This window comes from Pantoea phytostimulans (assembly GCF_046118715.1).
Classification (GTDB): Bacteria; Pseudomonadota; Gammaproteobacteria; order Enterobacterales; family Enterobacteriaceae; genus Pantoea; species Pantoea phytostimulans.
Window position 1 is genome coordinate 1,177,834 of sequence record NZ_CP173698.1, and the last position, 16,148, is coordinate 1,193,981.

A 16,148-nucleotide genomic window follows, 5' to 3' on the forward strand; every position below is an offset into this window, starting at 1 on the left:
ATTGATGCCAAACACCTATCCGGCAATTTGCTCCATGCTCTGCATAATACGTTTATCTGAGATCGGATAAGGCGTGCCAAGCTGCTGAGCAAATAAGCTGATCCTTAACTCCTCAATCATCCAGCGAATATTCAGCACCTCTTCGTCATCCAAACGCTGTGGCGGCAGTTTATTGCGCCATGCCTGATAAGCCTGCTCAACTGCCTGCACACGGAGCATGCGCGCACGATCGCTGTGCGGATCGACAGGCAATTTCTCCAGCCGACGCTCAATGCCCTGCAAATAGCGCAACGTATCCGCTAAATGTTTCCAGCCGTTGCCTGTGACAAACCCGCGATAAACCAAGCCATTCATCTGCGCTTTGATATCGGAAAGCGCCAGAGCCAGCGTCATATCAACACGCCCTTTCAAACGCTTGTTGATGTTGAACACGGAGGTCAAGATCTGCTCAACCTGCTTCGCGATGGTGACCACCGTTTCATTCAGCTCAGCGCGAACTTTTTCATGCAGCTGGGCAAAATCGTCCTGTTGCCAGGCTGGCCCGCCCGCCTCTGCGATCAGCTTATCGATTCCGCAGGCGATACAGTCATCTATCAGCTCCAGTACTTTGCCGTACGGATTGAAATAGAGTCCCAGTTTGGCTTTGTTCGGCAGTTTCTCGTGCAAATATTTAACCGGCGACGGGATGTTAAGCAGCAGCAAGCGGCGTTGACCGCGCCACATCATTTTCTGCTGCTCCTGCTCGCTGTCGAACAGGCGAATCGCGACGCTATCCTTTTCATCCACCAGCGCTGGCCAGGCTTTTACCTGATAACTGCCGCGCTTCTGTTCATAGCTGCGCGGTAAATCACCAAAGCTCCAGATATGTAGGCCGCTCTGCTCCAGCCCGTCATCTGCCACTTTCGACAATGTTTCCTGCACTTTCCCTTTAAGCTGCGCTTTCAGCGCCGTCAAATCTTTGCCTTCCTGCAGCTTACGATTGTGTTCATCGACAATGCGGAAGGTCATTTTGAGATGATCGGGCACCTGTTCCCATTGCCAGTTTTCACGTTCCAGCGTGACGCCGGTCATACGACGAAACTCTCGCGCTAACGCATCCAACAGCGGCATTTCCATCGCGGTCACGCGACCTAAGAAGGCGTCGGCATAGTTGGGTGCGGGCACCAAATTACGGCGCAGCGGCTTCGGCAGCGATTTAATCAGCGCAATGACGAGTTCGCGGCGAATACCTGGGATCTGCCATTCGAAACCCTGATCCTCAACCTGATTCAGCAGCGGCAACGGAATATGCACCGTCACGCCATCCGCATCGGCGCCGGGTTCAAACTGATAACTCAGCTTCAGTTTGAGATTGCCTTGATGCCAGAAGTTCGGGTAGTCGAGCTGACTAACCTTATCCGCGCCCTCTTTGATCAGCATCTGCTTATCAAAGTTGAGCAGTTCCGCATTCTCGCGGCTGGCCCGCTTCCACCAGCTGTCGAAATGCTTAGCGGAGACCACCTCTTTGCCGACGCGCTGGTCATAGAACGCAAACAGCGTTTCATCATCGACTAAAATGTCACGACGACGTGATTTGTGTTCCAAATCTTCGACTTCGCTGCGCAACTTCTGGTTGGTGCGGAAAAAGGCGTGACGCGTCTGCCAGTCACCTTCCACCAGCGCATGGCGGATAAACAGCTCTCGGCTCAATGTCGCATCAATGCGACCATAATTGACTTTGCGGCCCGCAACGATAGGCAGCCCATAAAGCGTGACTTTTTCCGTCGCCATCACCGCGCCTTGAGCCTTCTCCCAATGCGGTTCGCTGTAGCTGCGTTTGATCAAATGCTGTGCCAGCGGCTCGATCCATTCTGGATCGATGCGTGCAGCGATGCGGCCCCACAAGCGGCTGGTTTCCACCAGTTCAGCCACCATTGTCCATTTGGGCGGCTTTTTGAACAAACCAGAACCCGGGAAAATGGCGAAGCGTGCATTGCGTGCGCCGGTAAACTCTTGCTTGTCGGCATCTTTTTGGCCGATATGCGATAACAAACCTGTCAGCAATGCACAGTGAACTTCGCGGAACCCAGCGGGTTCGCTGTTAACAGGGATCCCCAGTTCACGTACCACCTGACGCAGTTGCGTGTAAATGTCCTGCCATTCGCGCACGCGCAAATAATTAAGAAAATCGGTTTTACACTGGCGACGGAACAGATTGCCGGACAACGCCTTTTGCTGCTCGCTGAGGTAATTCCACAGATTAACGAAGGCGAGGAAATCGGACTCTTTATCAGCGAAGCGGCGATGTTTTTCATCCGAAGCCTGCTTTTTCTCCGCCGGACGTTCACGCGGATCCTGAATCGACAAGCCCGCAGTGATAATCATCACTTCACGTACGCAGCCATATTTTTGCGCTTCCAGCACCATACGGGCCAAACGCGGATCGACCGGCAACTGCGCCAGCTGGCGTCCTGAAGGGGTGAGTTTGTAGTGCCCATCCTCTTCGTTCAGCGTCAGTGCGCCCAGCTCTTCCAGCAGGCGCACGCCGTCCTGAATATTGCGGCGATCGGGCGCTTCCACAAACGGGAACGCAGCGATATCGCCTAATCCCAGCGCGGTCATCTGCAAAATTACCGAAGCCAGGTTGGTACGCAAAATTTCAGGATCGGTAAAGGCCGGGCGACTCAGGAAATCATCTTCGGAAAACAGGCGAATACAGATCCCTTCCGATACGCGCCCGCAACGCCCTTTACGCTGATTTGCCGACGCTTGAGAAATTGGCTCAATCGGTAAGCGCTGCACTTTGGTACGGAAGCTGTAGCGGCTGATACGCGCGGTGCCGGGATCGATAACATATTTAATACCCGGCACGGTCAACGAGGTTTCTGCCACGTTGGTTGCCAGCACAATGCGACGTCCGCTGTGCGACTGAAACACGCGGTTTTGCTCAGCATTGGATAAGCGCGCGTAGAGCGGCAAAATCTCGGTATGCGGTAAGTCACGCTTGGTGAGTGCATCCGCGGTATCACGGATTTCACGCTCGCCGCTCATGAATATCAAAATATCACCGGCGCTTTCATGGCCCAGCTCATCAACGGCATCGAAAATGGCTTGTAACTGATCGCGGTCGCCATCGTCAGCGTCTTCCACAATCGGGCGATAACGCACTTCAACCGGATAAGTACGGCCTGAAACTTCAATTACCGGCGCGTTATTAAAGTGACGTGAAAAACGCTGTGGATCGATAGTGGCTGAAGTAATGATGATTTTCAGATCGGGACGACGCGGCAACAGCTCGCGCAGATAACCCAACAGAAAATCGATGTTAAGACTGCGCTCGTGCGCCTCATCGATAATAATGGTGTCATATTGCAGCAGCAGGCGGTCTTGCTGAATTTCTGCCAGCAAAATACCGTCAGTCATCAGCTTCACTTGGGTCGTTTCGCTGACCTGATCGTTAAAGCGCACCTTGTAACCGATGCAGCCACCCAACGAGGTATCCAGCTCATCCGCAATACGGTTCGCTACGGTACGTGCAGCCAGGCGACGTGGCTGCGTGTGGCCAATCAGCCCTTTCACGCCGCGTCCCAGCGTTAAGCAAATTTTTGGCAGCTGCGTGGTTTTACCCGAACCGGTTTCACCGGCCACGATCACCACCTGATGTTCGCGAATCGCGTCAGCAATCTCTTGCTGCTTTTGGCTGACCGGCAAATTTTCGGGGAAAGTGATGGTTGGCGTGGCCGCGATGCGCTGTGCAACACGCTGTTCAGCTGCGGCAAAATCTTGCTCCAGCTCCGCCACAATCCCTTGTTGCGCTTCGCTATTTTTAACTTTTTTTGCGCCATGCAAACGACGCTGCAAACGCTGCCGATCGCGCAGCATCACAGCATCAAGCCGCGACCAGAGCGGCGCGAGAGAAGAATTATCCGGTGATGACATAGTAATGACGTACCTTACTCAGACGGTGTCGCTGTGAAATACAGCGCCCAATGGGGCTGGGATAACCAGCTGATTCAATAAAATAATTGTGCGCATAATAGCACATTTCAGGCGTTGCCGAGACCGGGCGCACGTGAAGCTTATTCAATAAATTCGAACATAGATCTCGAAATATTGCGCTTTCACCGTGCCGCTGATATCCGTAGAGTGTAAAGCATTGAGCGGGAAGCCTTCCGCATAACAGACAGGAAAATACCATGAGCAAAGTTTTAGTTCTGAAATCCAGTATCCTTGCAGGCTATTCACAATCAAGCCAACTGGCTGACTTCTACGTTGACCAGGCTAAAGCCAACGGTGACGACGTTACCGTTCGTGACCTGGCAGCAAACCCGATTCCGGTACTGGATGGTGAACTGGTTGGCGCACTGCGCCCGTCTGACGCTCCACTGACACCGCGTCAGCAAGAAGCGTTGGCGCTGTCTGATGAGCTGATCGCTGAACTGCAAGCCCATGACGTGGTTGTTATTACTGCGCCTATGTACAACTTCAACATTCCAACGCAGCTGAAAAACTACTTCGACCTGATTGCGCGTGCTGGCGTCACGTTCCGTTACACCGAAGCGGGCCCAGAAGGTCTGGTTAAAGGTAAGCGCGCAGTCATCCTGTCCAGCCGTGGTGGCATTCATAAAGACACCGCTTCTGACCTGTTAACGCCATACGTGAAGCTGTTCCTTGGCTTCATCGGTATCAGCGACGTTGATTTCGTCTTCGCTGAAGGCATCGCTTACGGTCCAGAAGTGGCAACCAAAGCCACTGAAGATGCTAAAGATGCAATCAAGCAGATTGTTGCTGCTTAAGCTTTTGATGCCGTTGTACCTTGCCGGGCTTAATGCCCGGCTTTTTTATGCGCGTTAACCTGTGAATAAATGCTGTCGCGACGGTTACTTCTTTAGCCACTGTCCGTTTATCCCACGCACATACTCACCCGCTTCGGCCCTTCTTACCAGTTTTTGCCCGGCAATGCTGGCCACGTCTGAGGTGGTGAGATTGTTTTGCTGCGCCAGGCGCTGATACTGCACGCTGCGTCCTTCATTAATGCGCTTAACCAAAGCCAACGTTTCATTATCCTGCTCACGGGCAGCGATATAACCGGAAAGCGTTTCGCCTACCCGACCTTGCTGGCGCGCTTCATCCAGCGTGATCGCCCACGCCGGTTGGGCAACTATCCAGACCAAAAGCAGCACGGCGCTGATGCGTTTCATGCAGTTTCTCCTCAGAACAGATCGCTCTGGTTTTTCAATAACGCTTCCACGTCTTTATCCACTTTGATATGAATTTCATGCTCAATTTTTACATTCATATTGATTGTGATCGGCTCCTTGGGTGCGGCGACTTCAATGCGCGGCACGCATCCGATCAGCGGCAGCCCGGCGGCTAAAACCAGTAATGCCCTAAGGCTCATGGTTGAGGGTCCTTTTTCGATGGCAAGGTGGCGTTTTGCTCCACCCAGGATTGCAAATTATCGCCAAAACGCAGGCTGCGCCATAGCTGGAACAGATTTTCCTGATGACGATAGTTGAGATTAACGGTTTGATTACGATTGCTGAAGCGGCTTATCCCTTGCACCTGCGCATCCATCGTCAGGTCGCCCAGATTATCCAGATTGATGGTGGCCCACGAGCGGGAAATTTCCATGTAACGCAGCCAACTCATTGCCGCGCCCGCTGCCATATTGTTGCTGGTAATCGCATCAGCCATGTCTTTGTCCAGCCTGAATGTCAGCGACCCGCTGTTGGCAATCCAACCCTTTTCAATCAGCCAGCGTTGATGATTAAGCCACAGCGGCAATTCACCGTTAACCTTGCCGGACATAGCAAACTGCTTAGGTTTGATGGCGGTAATGAGCTCACTCAAACTGATATCACGCAGCGCAACACGAGCAACCTCGTGTTGCGGCATGCGTAACGATGGCAACGTAATTTGCCCGCCGAGCAAATCCAGGCTGACGTCCTGCAGCGTTAACGGATGTGATTCCGTCCAGGGATAAGCCCCCTGCAAATCGGCACGTATGTTCTGCAGGGCAAACTGATTTTTTACCTCAGCGATACGCAGTGAAACCGGGCCGCGCACGCCCAGTTGCCAGCGCTGCTGCTTAAGGCGGAAAGGCAATGAGAAATCGACGCCATTGATTTGGCTGTCAGGCGTCCAGACGCTGCCCTGTTTGACCGTCCAGTGTCCGCCCGCTTCAAAACCTTGTTCCGGCGCGGCAGAAAAGGCGATCTGCGCGCGCAGCTCACCGGACTGAATTTTCATCTTCAGATCCTGACTCAGTAAAGGTTGAAAAACAGTGAGCGATTGTGCTGGCCACCAGGCTTCGCCGCGCAGGCGTTCGCCATCCCAACGACCGTGGACGCGCAATGGGCCAATATCGCCTGCCTTTAGCTCACCGCGCCAGATAAAGTGGCTTGGATCGCGCCCTTTGGCTTTAAATTCCAGATCTGAGTTGGGTAACCAGCCGCCGTAGCTAAACTGCGTTTGCCCCGACTGCATTTTGAACCCGCCATCAAACGACGGGCGTTGCACATCTCGCTGCCAGTTAACCGGCGTCGTCAGCGTTAAACGCGGCTTACTAACCTGCACCATGCCATATTCCAGCTGATTGAACCCCGTTGATAAGGTATCGAGATGAATCAACGTATCCTGCCAGCCGCCAGTGCCCTTCACATCCCACTTTGCATTGAGCGGCAACATTTCGCCGCCCCCCCAATAACGCCAGTTCCATTCGCCTTTATCTGGCCAGAAATTATTTGCCCGGCCATCAAGGTGAAGCAAAAACTTTCCGAAGCTGGGATCGTGGGCTTTTAGAATCGCCTGTAATCGACCATCAATACCTTGCGAAGAGAGTCGCACGCCGGCCAACGGCCAGCGGGCTTCATCAACGTCCAGCGTGGCCAGCAACCGCCCGCGCAACCGCAGAAGCGCGCCAGGTTTTAACGTCAACAACGGATCAAGAACCGAGCCGCTGAGCTCACCTGGAATGGTGCCGTACAGCTGCATCTCCGCGAGCTTGCTTTCGCCGGTGAGCTGAAACGGCAGCTGGCTTTGCGTCATACTCAGATGACCCGGCCCGATCCCTAAAACGACGTTGCCTTTGCCGCCGCGCCCTTGGGTTAACAGATTAAGTCGGCCTGTTATGCGCGCAGCTTCCAGCCCGGCTTGCCAGTTATCCAGCGTCAGGTTGATAAAGCCCGACAGCGGCTGTGCATCCAGCGGCCAGTAATATTGCCCTTTTTCGATGTGGATCTGCTGCGCGCTGGCCTGCCACGGCAAACTTAACAACGGCTGCGGAATACCCTGCATCATCACTTTTAACATGCCTTGCTGCTGTTGCCAGTCAAGCGTGACGTCAAGCGGATCGGGGAGTGCCCCCAGTGACAGTTGCCCACTCACGTTACCGTTCACCGGTAAGCCATCGGCGAATTTCGGTAACTCCAGCTGACCACTTACGGTAACCGGTTCAGGGAGTGCGCCATTTTTAAACGTCAGTCGCTGAATGTTGAGCTGCTGACCTTTTAACGTCGCCTCAAGCTGTAGGTTGTCGCCCTGATAATGCAACTGCTGCTGACCGCTCTCTAGCGCCAGATCCAACTGACCGGCATACGCTTGCCAGGGTGCAATGATCAGTTGATCAATATGCAGATCGGCGCCAGGCAGCATGGCTTGCCATTCAGCCAGACTTTTGGGTGCAGAGGGATTATCGTTTGTGGCAGGAATGTGTTGCAGACATTCACTGTTTACACTGACTTGCCCCGCGTTGAGCCGCCAACGTGACTGGTGCCACCCCAGTGAAACGTGTTCAACCGAAGCTAAGACGCAATCGCCTGTCAGATAGCGAATGTGAGGAAACCACACGCCGCCGTCGCGCCAGCGTGGCGTGCCTTCCAGTTCGATGCGTGTTTCAGGAGGCAGCCAGATGCCGACCAGCCGCGGCAGCCATTGTGTGATGGTGAGCAATAAACCCAGCACCAGCAGAATCAGCGCCAGAATCGCAGCAAGTCGTCGACGGAAAATCCGCGGCATGACAGCAATAATCCTTTTTCTTACAGTATCCTGACAAAGATGATGGCATGTTACGCGCACAAGGTGAAGGATTGCTGGCGAGATGATGAAGCAGATTCAGCAAAGCGCGGCAGAACACGTTATCCTTGGAATATCCCCGTATGCAGGAGCAAAACGATGAAAATCGCGGTTTACAGCACCAAACACTACGACCAGAAATATCTCGAGCAGGTGAATCAGGAGTATGGCTACGAACTGGTTTTTTTCGACTTTTTGCTGACCGAATCCACGGCCAAAAATGCCGTGGACTGTGATGCTGTGTGCATCTTTGTGAACGATGATGGTAGCCGCCCGGTGCTTGAGGAGTTGGCTGCGTTAGGTGTTAAGCACATCGCACTGCGTTGTGCTGGTTTCAATAATGTGGATTTAGCCGCCGCGGCTGAGTTGGGCCTCAACGTGGTGCGTGTTCCTGCCTATTCGCCCGAAGCCGTGGCGGAACATACGATTGGCCTGATGATGACACTGAATCGCCGCATTCATCGTGCCTATCAACGCACCCGAGATGCCAACTTTTCTTTGGACGGTTTAACCGGGTTTAACATGCATAACAAAACCGCAGGCGTGATCGGCACCGGCAAAATTGGTGTGGCGACGATGCGTATTTTGAAGGGATTTGGTATGCGCTTATTGGCCTATGATCCTTACCCAAGCCAGCAAGCGCTGGAATTAGGCGCCGAATATGTTGACCTCAAAACGCTGTTTGCTGAGTCAGACGTGATTACGCTGCATTGCCCGTTAACCCCCGAGAATCATCATCTGCTCAACGCAGGCGCTTTCAGCCAGATGAAAGATGGCGTGATGATCATTAATACCAGTCGCGGCAGTTTAATCGATTCACAAGCAGCAATCGATGCATTGAAACAGCAAAAGATCGGTTCGCTTGGCATGGATGTCTACGAAAACGAAAGGGATTTGTTCTTTGAAGACAAATCAAATGACGTGATTCAAGATGATGTTTTCCGCCGTTTGTCAGCCTGCCATAACGTGCTGTTTACCGGACATCAGGCTTTTTTGACTGCCGAAGCGTTGACGGCAATATCACAAACTACGCTGAGTAATCTCAGCCAGCTCGAAAAAGGCGAATCTTGCCCTAACCAGCTTTCAGCGTAAAAGACGCGGGCCGGTTTAGCCGGCCCTCTACGTTAACGTGCGCAGCGTCCGCCAATCAACGCTTGTTCATCACAGCGGCGGCCATTAACCAACTGGCACATCCCCACGCGTGAACCATCTAACTGATGCGAAAACGCCAATGTTCCACCGGCACCCGCACAATTACTCTCGGCTAAAGAAGACATCACAACGTGGGGTTGGATATGGGCGGCGGTAGCTTGTTGTGGCGGTTCATTGTCATCACTGTTGCTGCTACAGGCGGATAGCAACAAAGCGGCGCCGGCCAGCAGAAGGGTGGCAGCTTTCATCAGTCAAACTCCGGGAATTGAGGTTAGGGGCGGAGTCAGCATATGTCAGGCAGCGCAAGGGGTCGAGAGGTGAAACAGCTTTTTACAAAATTTCCTGGCTAGCTTTACAAGCAGAATTATCTTGTTTAGCGCCATGCCTGGTTTGACAGATTAAAAACGGTTCTGATATTTCGGAGAAAAGCCATGTTAACGGATATGCTAATCCGCATCGCCCTTGCCGGCGTGTTAGGTGGATTAATTGGGATGGAACGCCAGATGCGGGCCAAAGAAGCGGGCTTGCGCACCCATATCTTAGTGGCGATAGGCAGCGCGATGTTTATGCTGGTATCGAAATATGGCTTCGCCGATATGCTCAACGATCAACATGTTTCTCTGGATCCCAGCCGTATCGCTGCGCAAGTCGTTAGCGGCATGGGCTTTTTGGGTGCGGGTACTATCCTCATCCAAAAGCAGGTAGTTAAGGGCTTAACCACCGCCGCCGGACTTTGGGTGACCGCCGCAATCGGTTTAGTGATTGGTAGCGGCATGTATGAAATCGGCATTTACGGCACGGTTTTAGCTTTAGTGGTGCTGGAAGTCTTCCGCCGTCTGAGCCATCTACTGATAGGCAAACATCATACCATTGTGGTGTTCCTCAAAGCGAAAAGCGTGCCGCTGGTGTTATTGGTGTTACAGCGTGAAGGCATTCGTTATGGACATATTACTGTGGTAAATCGCAATCCAGAAACGGGCTTATGTGAACTTAGCGTTCATGTGACGTTGTCACACAAAACCAAAGATGCGCACCTTTATGAGAAAGTCATGGAAATCAAAGGGGTGCAGTCGCTTGAACTGATTTGAATCTCATTAAAATGAGATACCCTTGCGTGAGCTATTACCACTCAGAAGAGAATGCGGTGTTTAACTCCGGCTTTCGGTTAAGCGTTGATCATCAACGCCAGCGTGCTTTGCGCTTGCTGAATCAGCACAGCGAAGCGTTACCGCCTGAAACACATCAAATATTTCTGAGTGACAACGTCACAATCAGTCGGTGCCGAGCGGCAATGATTCAGCTTAAAAAGCAGTTAAATCACTCCCCCTCCTGTTGCGGTTGCGCTCTGTGACACAGTCGATGCGCTGGTTGATAAATCGGTCTGGATCATTGGTGGTGATATGGCGGGCTCGACCTAAGCTTAGCGATCACGGTAAGCGCAAGCGTCATAGCGAGAAATGCCCGGCGTAACCGGGCATTCTTGTTAATCAATACTTACCTGAGAAGTTCGCGCTGATCCGCTGCGCCAGATACTCTTTTGCAGAGATGGCAGGATACTTTTTCTCCGGGCCTTCAATGATAACATCTTCATTGGCCTGGCAAAAAAAGGCCAGACTGTAGCGAGCTGGAACCGATTCGCCCGGCAATGGATTACTAACCCGATGAAAATTAGACGGCAGTTTGTCATCGCTCCAGCGCATTAGCATATCGCCAATATTACAGGTGATCAGCCCTTCTGACGGTTCAATCGGCGTCCAGACTTGTTCATCCATCTCTTTGCCTGGACAGACCTGAAGCCCACCTTGTCCATCACGTTGAAAAAGCAGCGTCAGACAATCGAAATCAGTATGCGCACCCGCACGCCACGGGCCATCCGGTTCGCCACTAATGGCAAAATAGTGCAGCATGCGTAAGGTGCTTTGATACGTCTCACGAGACGGATCATGCGCTTGAGTAAAGAACGTTTCAGCCATGCCCAGCTTAATGGCGAAGCAGGATAATAATTTCATTCCCACTTCCCAGCATTGGCGTTCAAACGTCAGCGCGCGCTGTTTGAAGCCCGGCAACGTGACATCGTCAGGCCACAGCCCTTCCATACGTGGCCGGGTAATCTGATAAGACTCTTTTTGATCGGGTTTACCGGTTGAGGGGCGTATTTGCGAGCGATATTCCCACCCTGCGTTACGTCGCAAAGGATGACGAGCTTTATCGGCTTCGGGTAATGCGAAGAATCGCTCTGCATTCGCGAAAGCTGAATTGATCTCTTCAACAGCAATACCATGACCGGAAACCTGAAAGAAACCGATATCGGTGGCGGCTTGCCATACCTGATCGGCTATTTCCTCTTTGCGCTGGTCAAAATCGGTCAGGTCGATAATGCGCACTTCGCGTGCTGCTTCCACGCCTCGCGCGCCCATCCGCGATTCTTTTGATAACTCATGTAATGCATAAGCTGATGTATTGGTCATTGGTCTACCTCGTTAACGATTTTCAACGAATGACCCACGCCTGAGCGACGGGTCAAAGCCTCACTTCACAACTACGTGATTGAGCAATGACCCACCGAGAATGATATCGGCTGACAGCTTCTACTCTCTGGTCATTAAGCAAGTGCTGTGCCACTTCATAAATTCTTTATTAATCAGGTCGTTGATATTTTTTGGCTGCCCAAAAGCGCTGCTTATGCACTAAGAATGTGCATTTCTGCACCTTTTGCGCCATTAGCGTGCTTAATGGCGACTCTGCTCCTCAGTGGATTTTTCTGTTTTTTTTAAAATTACTTTCATAATCACTGAGATACACTCGCCGTTTTGTAGCTGGCATGTGGCTTGCAACAAAAACTTCAGAGTATAAGCGGTCAACATGGCAGCAGAATCCATGTGGGACATTGCTCTGCAGCTTCGGCTGTACCTCGTCAGGGGGCGATGATAAGCATCGCGAGCACAACGCTTAGCCACTCATCCCCTGATGGCATTTTCATGCTTGAATTGGGGGTTACAATGTCAATGTCGTTATTCCGTTTATCTCTTTTCACCTTCGCGATGAGTGCTAGCGCCCTCTCTCACGCCGCAGACAAACTGGTTCTACAAACAACCTGGGTTGCGCAAGCAGAACAAGGGGGTTATTACCAAGCTGTTGCCACCGGAATTTATAAAAAATATGGCCTTGATGTTGAGGTGCGTTCTGGTGGGCCGCAACTTAATAACATGACGCTGCTGCTGGCAAAGCGTGCAGATGTCATCATCAGCTATGACCTTCAGGTACTGCAGGGCATTGCGAAAAACTTTCCCCTGAAAGCGATTGCCGCGCCCTTCCAGTTTGATCCACAGGGCATTATCACCCACAGCGATGTTGATTCTTTGGCGAGTTTGAAAGGCAAAACCGTATTAGTGTCTGCCAGCGGTCAAGCCAGCTGGTGGCCATGGTTGAAAAGCAAATATCAGCTCAGCGACGCTCAGGTTCGCCCTTATACCTTCAACATGCAGCCTTTTCTCGCCGATAAAAATACGGCGCAGCAGGCGTATGCCACTTCAGAAGTTCAGCAGATCAAAGCCGTTCAACCGGACAGTAAATTCTATCTTTTTGCCGATTACGGCTATCCCGCTTATGGCGGCATTCTGGTCACGCGCGACGATCTGCTGGCAGAAAAACCGGAGGTCATGAAACGCTTTGTTGCCGCATCAATGGAAGGATGGAAATCTTATCTTAGCGATCCTAAACCCGGTAATGCCCTGATAAAAAAAGAGAATCCACAAATGACCGATGCCGTGCTGGCCTTTGGCGTTGGACAGCTCAAAACGTTACATCTCATTGAGGGCGGCGATGCGGCTAAGCAAGGAATTGGCGCCATGACACCTGCACGCTGGCAGGCAACACGAGATTTTATGGTTAACGCTGGCCTGCTGAATAAATCTGTTAACTGGCAGAGCGCGTTTACGACCCAGTTTTACCCGCAGCCTGCCCTGTAAGGAGAAAGAATGGACGCGCTACTGATCAAAAATTGCCATGCGATTCTCACGGGAAACCGCCAACAGCCGCGCAGCACTGCAAGTGATATTCGCATCCGGCAAGGCATTATCACTGAAATGGGAAGCCTGACATGCCAACAGGGAGAGAGGCTGGTCGACGCCCGAGATTGTGTTGTCTATCCCGGCTGGGTAAATACTCATCACCATCTGTTTCAATCACTGCTAAAAGGTGAGCCGCAAGGGTTGAATCAGAGTCTGGGCGCGTGGCTGGCTGCCACGCCCTACCGTTTTCGTGGCGCTTTCGATGAGCAGACCTTTCGCGTGGCGACGCGTGTGGGTTTAATTGAACTGGTGCGTTCTGGTTGCACCACGATTGCCGATCACCACTACCTTTATTGGCCCGATATGCCGTTTGATGGCGCTGAGATTCTGTTTGATGAAGCGCAGAAATTAGGCGTGCGTTTTGTTTTATGCCGGGGCGGCGCCACCCAAAGTCGTGGACTCGAAAGCAGCTTACCGACAGCCTTACGGCCTGAAAAATTTGATCGATGGATGGAGGACGTCGAACGGCTGGTTCAGCGCTATCATCAACCGAGCCAACATGCCATGCGCCGCGTGGTTATGGCACCCACAACGACATTGCATTCAACTACGCCGCAAGAATTGCGTGAAAGCGCCAGCCTGGCGCGAAAACTTGGCATTGGTTTACACAGCCATCTCTCAGAGACTGTCGATTATCTGGATGCGGCAAAAGCAAAATTTGGCATGACGCCTTTGCAGTTTTGCGCCGAACATGACTGGATTGGTGAGGATGTCTGGTTTGCTCATCTGGTCAAATTGCTGCCTGAAGAGATTGCGATGCTTGGTGCATCGCGCTCAGGTATTGCTCACTGCCCGCAAAGCAATGCGCGGCTTGGTAGCGGTATCGCTGATTTAATTGGGCTGGAGCAAGCGGGTGTGAAAATTTCCATTGGCGTGGATGGTGCCGCCTCTAATGAAGCCGCAGATATGCAAAGCGAAACCCATGCAGCATGGCAATTACAGCGCGCACGTAAAGGGATGCTGGCGAAACCGCGTTACGCGGGCGGAACCTTTGAAGGCGGCGGCGATGCCGCCACGATTGAAGATGTGGTGCGTTGGGGAACGTCTGGCGGTGCGCAAATATTAGGATTGGATACGGGGGAACTTCGCCCGGGCATGGCGGCTGACATCGCTGTCTATCGACTTGACGATCCGCGCTATTTTGGCCTGCATGATAGTGCTATCGGGCCAGTGGCGTGTGGCGGACGCGCGGCATTGAAAATGTTGCTCTGCCAGGGAAAAGTGATTGTCGAAGATGATGTGATTCCCGGCGTCGATCTGGCTGAGCTGGGACGCGAGGCGGCAGAGGCTGTAAAAATTTTGCAACAGCGGGCAAATGTAAACTGATGGCGTTAAGGCTTTGTCGGTTCATTCAAAGCCTTAATAGCGTTTAATTACAGAGGATAGAGGGGGAAACTTATCGCAAGGAGGACCTGACAGGCCTGTCGGTGAACACGCCGGCTTACGCTAAAATCATGCTGGCTTTCATCGCCGCAATCCGTACCATACTGTGCATAGTCGATGTCGCTCTATTTAGTGACCGGGTCACGTGCTGACGCAGCGCGTTTATCGGGTGCTCACCTCAATGTCAGGCAATAATTAAATGCAACAAAGTCAAGAAGATACAAAGAAAGCGCAGTACAACCTTAATAAGCTGCAGAAGCGCCTGCGCCGTGATGTCGGTTCTGCCATTGCTGACTTCAATATGATTGAAGAAGGTGATCGCATCATGGTTTGCCTTTCCGGCGGCAAAGACAGCTACACCATGCTCGAAATTTTGCGTAACTTGCAGAAAAGTGCGCCCGTCAATTTCAGCCTGGTGGCGGTGAATCTCGATCAGAAACAGCCCGGTTTTCCGGGTCACATCCTGCCGGAATATCTGGAATCACAGGGCGTTGAGTACAAGATTGTCGAGGAAGATACCTATTCCATCGTCAAAGATAAGATCCCTGAAGGCAAAACGACCTGCTCGCTGTGTTCTCGCTTGCGTCGTGGCATCCTTTATCGAACCGCGAGTGAGTTGGGTTGCACTAAGATCGCCTTAGGCCATCATCGTGATGACATTTTGCAGACGATGTTCCTGAACATGTTCTATGGCGGAAAAATGAAAGGAATGCCGCCGAAGCTCATGAGCGATGACGGCAAACACATCGTTATTCGCCCGCTGGCCTACTGTCGTGAAAAAGATATTATTCGTTTCTCTGAGGCGCGCCAGTATCCAATCATCCCTTGCAACCTGTGTGGTTCACAGCCGAACCTGCAGCGTCAGGTCGTAGCAGATATGCTGCGCGATTGGGATAAACGTTATCCCGGTCGTATTGAAACCCTGTTCAGCGCAATGCAAAACGTGGTGCCATCGCATATGGCTGATATCAATTTGTTTGACTTCAAAGGCATCAAACACGGCGATGCCGTGGTGGATGGTGGCGATTTAGCGTTTGACCGGGAAACCTTACCGGTGCAGCCGATTGGCTGGCGCGCGGAAGAGGAAGAGTCGCCAGTCCTGAGTACGCGACTGGATGTGCTACAGATTAAGTAAAATTCAACGTAGAAACAGAGAGGGCGCGCTGCATAACAGCGCGCCCTTTTTTATCTGTGCGGCGGCGGATCCATAACCGGCGGGAAGTCAGGGTTGGGTGGATCGGGTTGCGGCTGAGGTTGTGGAAACGGATCGGGGATTGGCGTTGGGTCAGTTGGAATCGGTTCGCTGGCGATAATCGCGTTCATGCCGTTCTCCTTCTGTTGCGTGGACACTTTTCGAATGTATTTTTCGTCTGTACTTATCGTATGTACTTAAGCATAGGAAAGAATGTGCGGCTGAGCCAGGCGGGCAAAAAAAAAGCCGGCGGATAAGGCCGGCATGATTCGAATTATAATGTGCTATGCAATAAT

General features: G+C 52.2%; 13 protein-coding genes. 6 read left to right on the top strand and 7 right to left on the bottom strand.

What is annotated here, in order from left to right; all coding sequences use genetic code 11:
* Positions 1-15 precede the first annotated feature (15 nt).
* Positions 16-3,918 (bottom strand): ATP-dependent RNA helicase HrpA, encoded by a 3,903-nt coding sequence (gene hrpA / locus ACF2G4_RS05590; protein ID WP_409075671.1) that lies wholly within the window; start codon positions 3,916-3,918, stop codon positions 16-18.
* 257 nt (positions 3,919-4,175) lie between these two features.
* On the opposite strand from hrpA, the gene azoR reads away from it, so the two are divergent.
* A complete protein-coding gene (gene azoR, locus ACF2G4_RS05595) occupies positions 4,176-4,775 on the top strand; it encodes an FMN-dependent NADH-azoreductase (protein ID WP_215846755.1) in 600 nt (199 codons plus the stop codon).
* Between the two features lie 84 nt (positions 4,776-4,859).
* Here azoR and ACF2G4_RS05600 read toward each other — a convergent pair whose 3' ends face one another.
* From ACF2G4_RS05600 to ACF2G4_RS05610, 3 genes are read right to left on the bottom strand one after another with little or no spacing between them, the layout of a single operon-like run.
* Positions 4,860-5,180 carry a YdbL family protein gene (locus tag ACF2G4_RS05600; protein ID WP_215846754.1) on the bottom strand — a complete coding sequence of 107 codons (321 nt, stop codon included), beginning with the start codon at positions 5,178-5,180 and terminating at the stop codon, positions 4,860-4,862.
* Between the two features lie 11 nt (positions 5,181-5,191).
* Entirely contained in the window at positions 5,192-5,380 is a 189-nt protein-coding gene (locus ACF2G4_RS05605) for a YnbE family lipoprotein (RefSeq protein WP_215846753.1), read from the bottom strand.
* Positions 5,377-7,998: a YdbH family protein gene (locus ACF2G4_RS05610; RefSeq protein ID WP_409075672.1), complete on the bottom strand. Its 2,622-nt coding sequence runs from the start codon at positions 7,996-7,998 to the stop codon at positions 5,377-5,379. The genes ACF2G4_RS05605 and ACF2G4_RS05610 overlap by 4 nt, the downstream gene beginning before the upstream one ends.
* Before the next feature lie 156 nt (positions 7,999-8,154).
* On the opposite strand from ACF2G4_RS05610, the gene ACF2G4_RS05615 reads away from it, so the two are divergent.
* The gene (locus ACF2G4_RS05615) at positions 8,155-9,147 is read left to right on the top strand and encodes a 2-hydroxyacid dehydrogenase (RefSeq protein ID WP_332628140.1); all 993 of its coding nucleotides are present in this window, start codon (positions 8,155-8,157) and stop codon (positions 9,145-9,147) included.
* A gap of 32 nt (positions 9,148-9,179) precedes the next feature.
* Here ACF2G4_RS05615 and ACF2G4_RS05620 read toward each other — a convergent pair whose 3' ends face one another.
* Complete coding sequence (locus ACF2G4_RS05620; RefSeq protein ID WP_215846752.1) at positions 9,180-9,455, bottom strand: DUF333 domain-containing protein; 276 nt, start codon at positions 9,453-9,455, stop codon at positions 9,180-9,182.
* Between the two features lie 183 nt (positions 9,456-9,638).
* Between ACF2G4_RS05620 and ACF2G4_RS05625 the strand changes: the two genes are divergently transcribed.
* Positions 9,639-10,295 (top strand): MgtC/SapB family protein, encoded by a 657-nt coding sequence (locus ACF2G4_RS05625; protein WP_409075673.1) that lies wholly within the window; start codon positions 9,639-9,641, stop codon positions 10,293-10,295.
* A 399-nt stretch (positions 10,296-10,694) separates the two neighbouring features.
* On the opposite strand, the gene ACF2G4_RS05630 is transcribed toward ACF2G4_RS05625, so the two are convergent.
* The gene (locus tag ACF2G4_RS05630; protein WP_409075674.1) at positions 10,695-11,675 is read right to left on the bottom strand and encodes an isopenicillin N synthase family dioxygenase; all 981 of its coding nucleotides are present in this window, start codon (positions 11,673-11,675) and stop codon (positions 10,695-10,697) included.
* Positions 11,676-12,212: 537 nt separating this feature from the next.
* On the opposite strand from ACF2G4_RS05630, the gene ACF2G4_RS05635 reads away from it, so the two are divergent.
* The 3 genes from ACF2G4_RS05635 (at position 12,213) to ttcA (ending at position 15,795) form a co-directional block, all read left to right on the top strand.
* On the top strand, positions 12,213-13,175 hold the full coding sequence (locus ACF2G4_RS05635) for an ABC transporter substrate-binding protein (protein WP_409075950.1): 963 nt from the start codon (positions 12,213-12,215) through the stop codon (positions 13,173-13,175).
* Positions 13,176-13,184: 9 nt separating this feature from the next.
* The gene (locus ACF2G4_RS05640; protein ID WP_409075675.1) at positions 13,185-14,603 is read left to right on the top strand and encodes an amidohydrolase family protein; all 1,419 of its coding nucleotides are present in this window, start codon (positions 13,185-13,187) and stop codon (positions 14,601-14,603) included.
* Positions 14,604-14,859: 256 nt separating this feature from the next.
* Positions 14,860-15,795 (top strand): tRNA 2-thiocytidine(32) synthetase TtcA, encoded by a 936-nt coding sequence (ttcA, locus tag ACF2G4_RS05645; RefSeq protein WP_215846748.1) that lies wholly within the window; start codon positions 14,860-14,862, stop codon positions 15,793-15,795.
* Between the two features lie 50 nt (positions 15,796-15,845).
* Here ttcA and ACF2G4_RS05650 read toward each other — a convergent pair whose 3' ends face one another.
* Complete coding sequence (locus ACF2G4_RS05650; RefSeq protein ID WP_243077870.1) at positions 15,846-15,983, bottom strand: hypothetical protein; 138 nt, start codon at positions 15,981-15,983, stop codon at positions 15,846-15,848.
* Positions 15,984-16,148 lie beyond the last annotated feature (165 nt).

Coding starts and splice junctions, on each gene's coding strand:
- hrpA (WP_409075671.1), bottom strand. CDS start 3,918: ATGTCATCACCGGATAATTCTTCTCTCGCGCCGCTCTGGTCGCGGCTT.
- azoR (WP_215846755.1), top strand. CDS start 4,176: ATGAGCAAAGTTTTAGTTCTGAAATCCAGTATCCTTGCAGGCTATTCA.
- ACF2G4_RS05600 (WP_215846754.1), bottom strand. CDS start 5,180: ATGAAACGCATCAGCGCCGTGCTGCTTTTGGTCTGGATAGTTGCCCAA.
- ACF2G4_RS05605 (WP_215846753.1), bottom strand. CDS start 5,380: ATGAGCCTTAGGGCATTACTGGTTTTAGCCGCCGGGCTGCCGCTGATC.
- ACF2G4_RS05610 (WP_409075672.1), bottom strand. CDS start 7,998: ATGCCGCGGATTTTCCGTCGACGACTTGCTGCGATTCTGGCGCTGATT.
- ACF2G4_RS05615 (WP_332628140.1), top strand. CDS start 8,155: ATGAAAATCGCGGTTTACAGCACCAAACACTACGACCAGAAATATCTC.
- ACF2G4_RS05620 (WP_215846752.1), bottom strand. CDS start 9,455: ATGAAAGCTGCCACCCTTCTGCTGGCCGGCGCCGCTTTGTTGCTATCC.
- ACF2G4_RS05625 (WP_409075673.1), top strand. CDS start 9,639: ATGTTAACGGATATGCTAATCCGCATCGCCCTTGCCGGCGTGTTAGGT.
- ACF2G4_RS05630 (WP_409075674.1), bottom strand. CDS start 11,675: ATGACCAATACATCAGCTTATGCATTACATGAGTTATCAAAAGAATCG.
- ACF2G4_RS05635 (WP_409075950.1), top strand. CDS start 12,213: ATGTCGTTATTCCGTTTATCTCTTTTCACCTTCGCGATGAGTGCTAGC.
- ACF2G4_RS05640 (WP_409075675.1), top strand. CDS start 13,185: ATGGACGCGCTACTGATCAAAAATTGCCATGCGATTCTCACGGGAAAC.
- ttcA (WP_215846748.1), top strand. CDS start 14,860: ATGCAACAAAGTCAAGAAGATACAAAGAAAGCGCAGTACAACCTTAAT.
- ACF2G4_RS05650 (WP_243077870.1), bottom strand. CDS start 15,983: ATGAACGCGATTATCGCCAGCGAACCGATTCCAACTGACCCAACGCCA.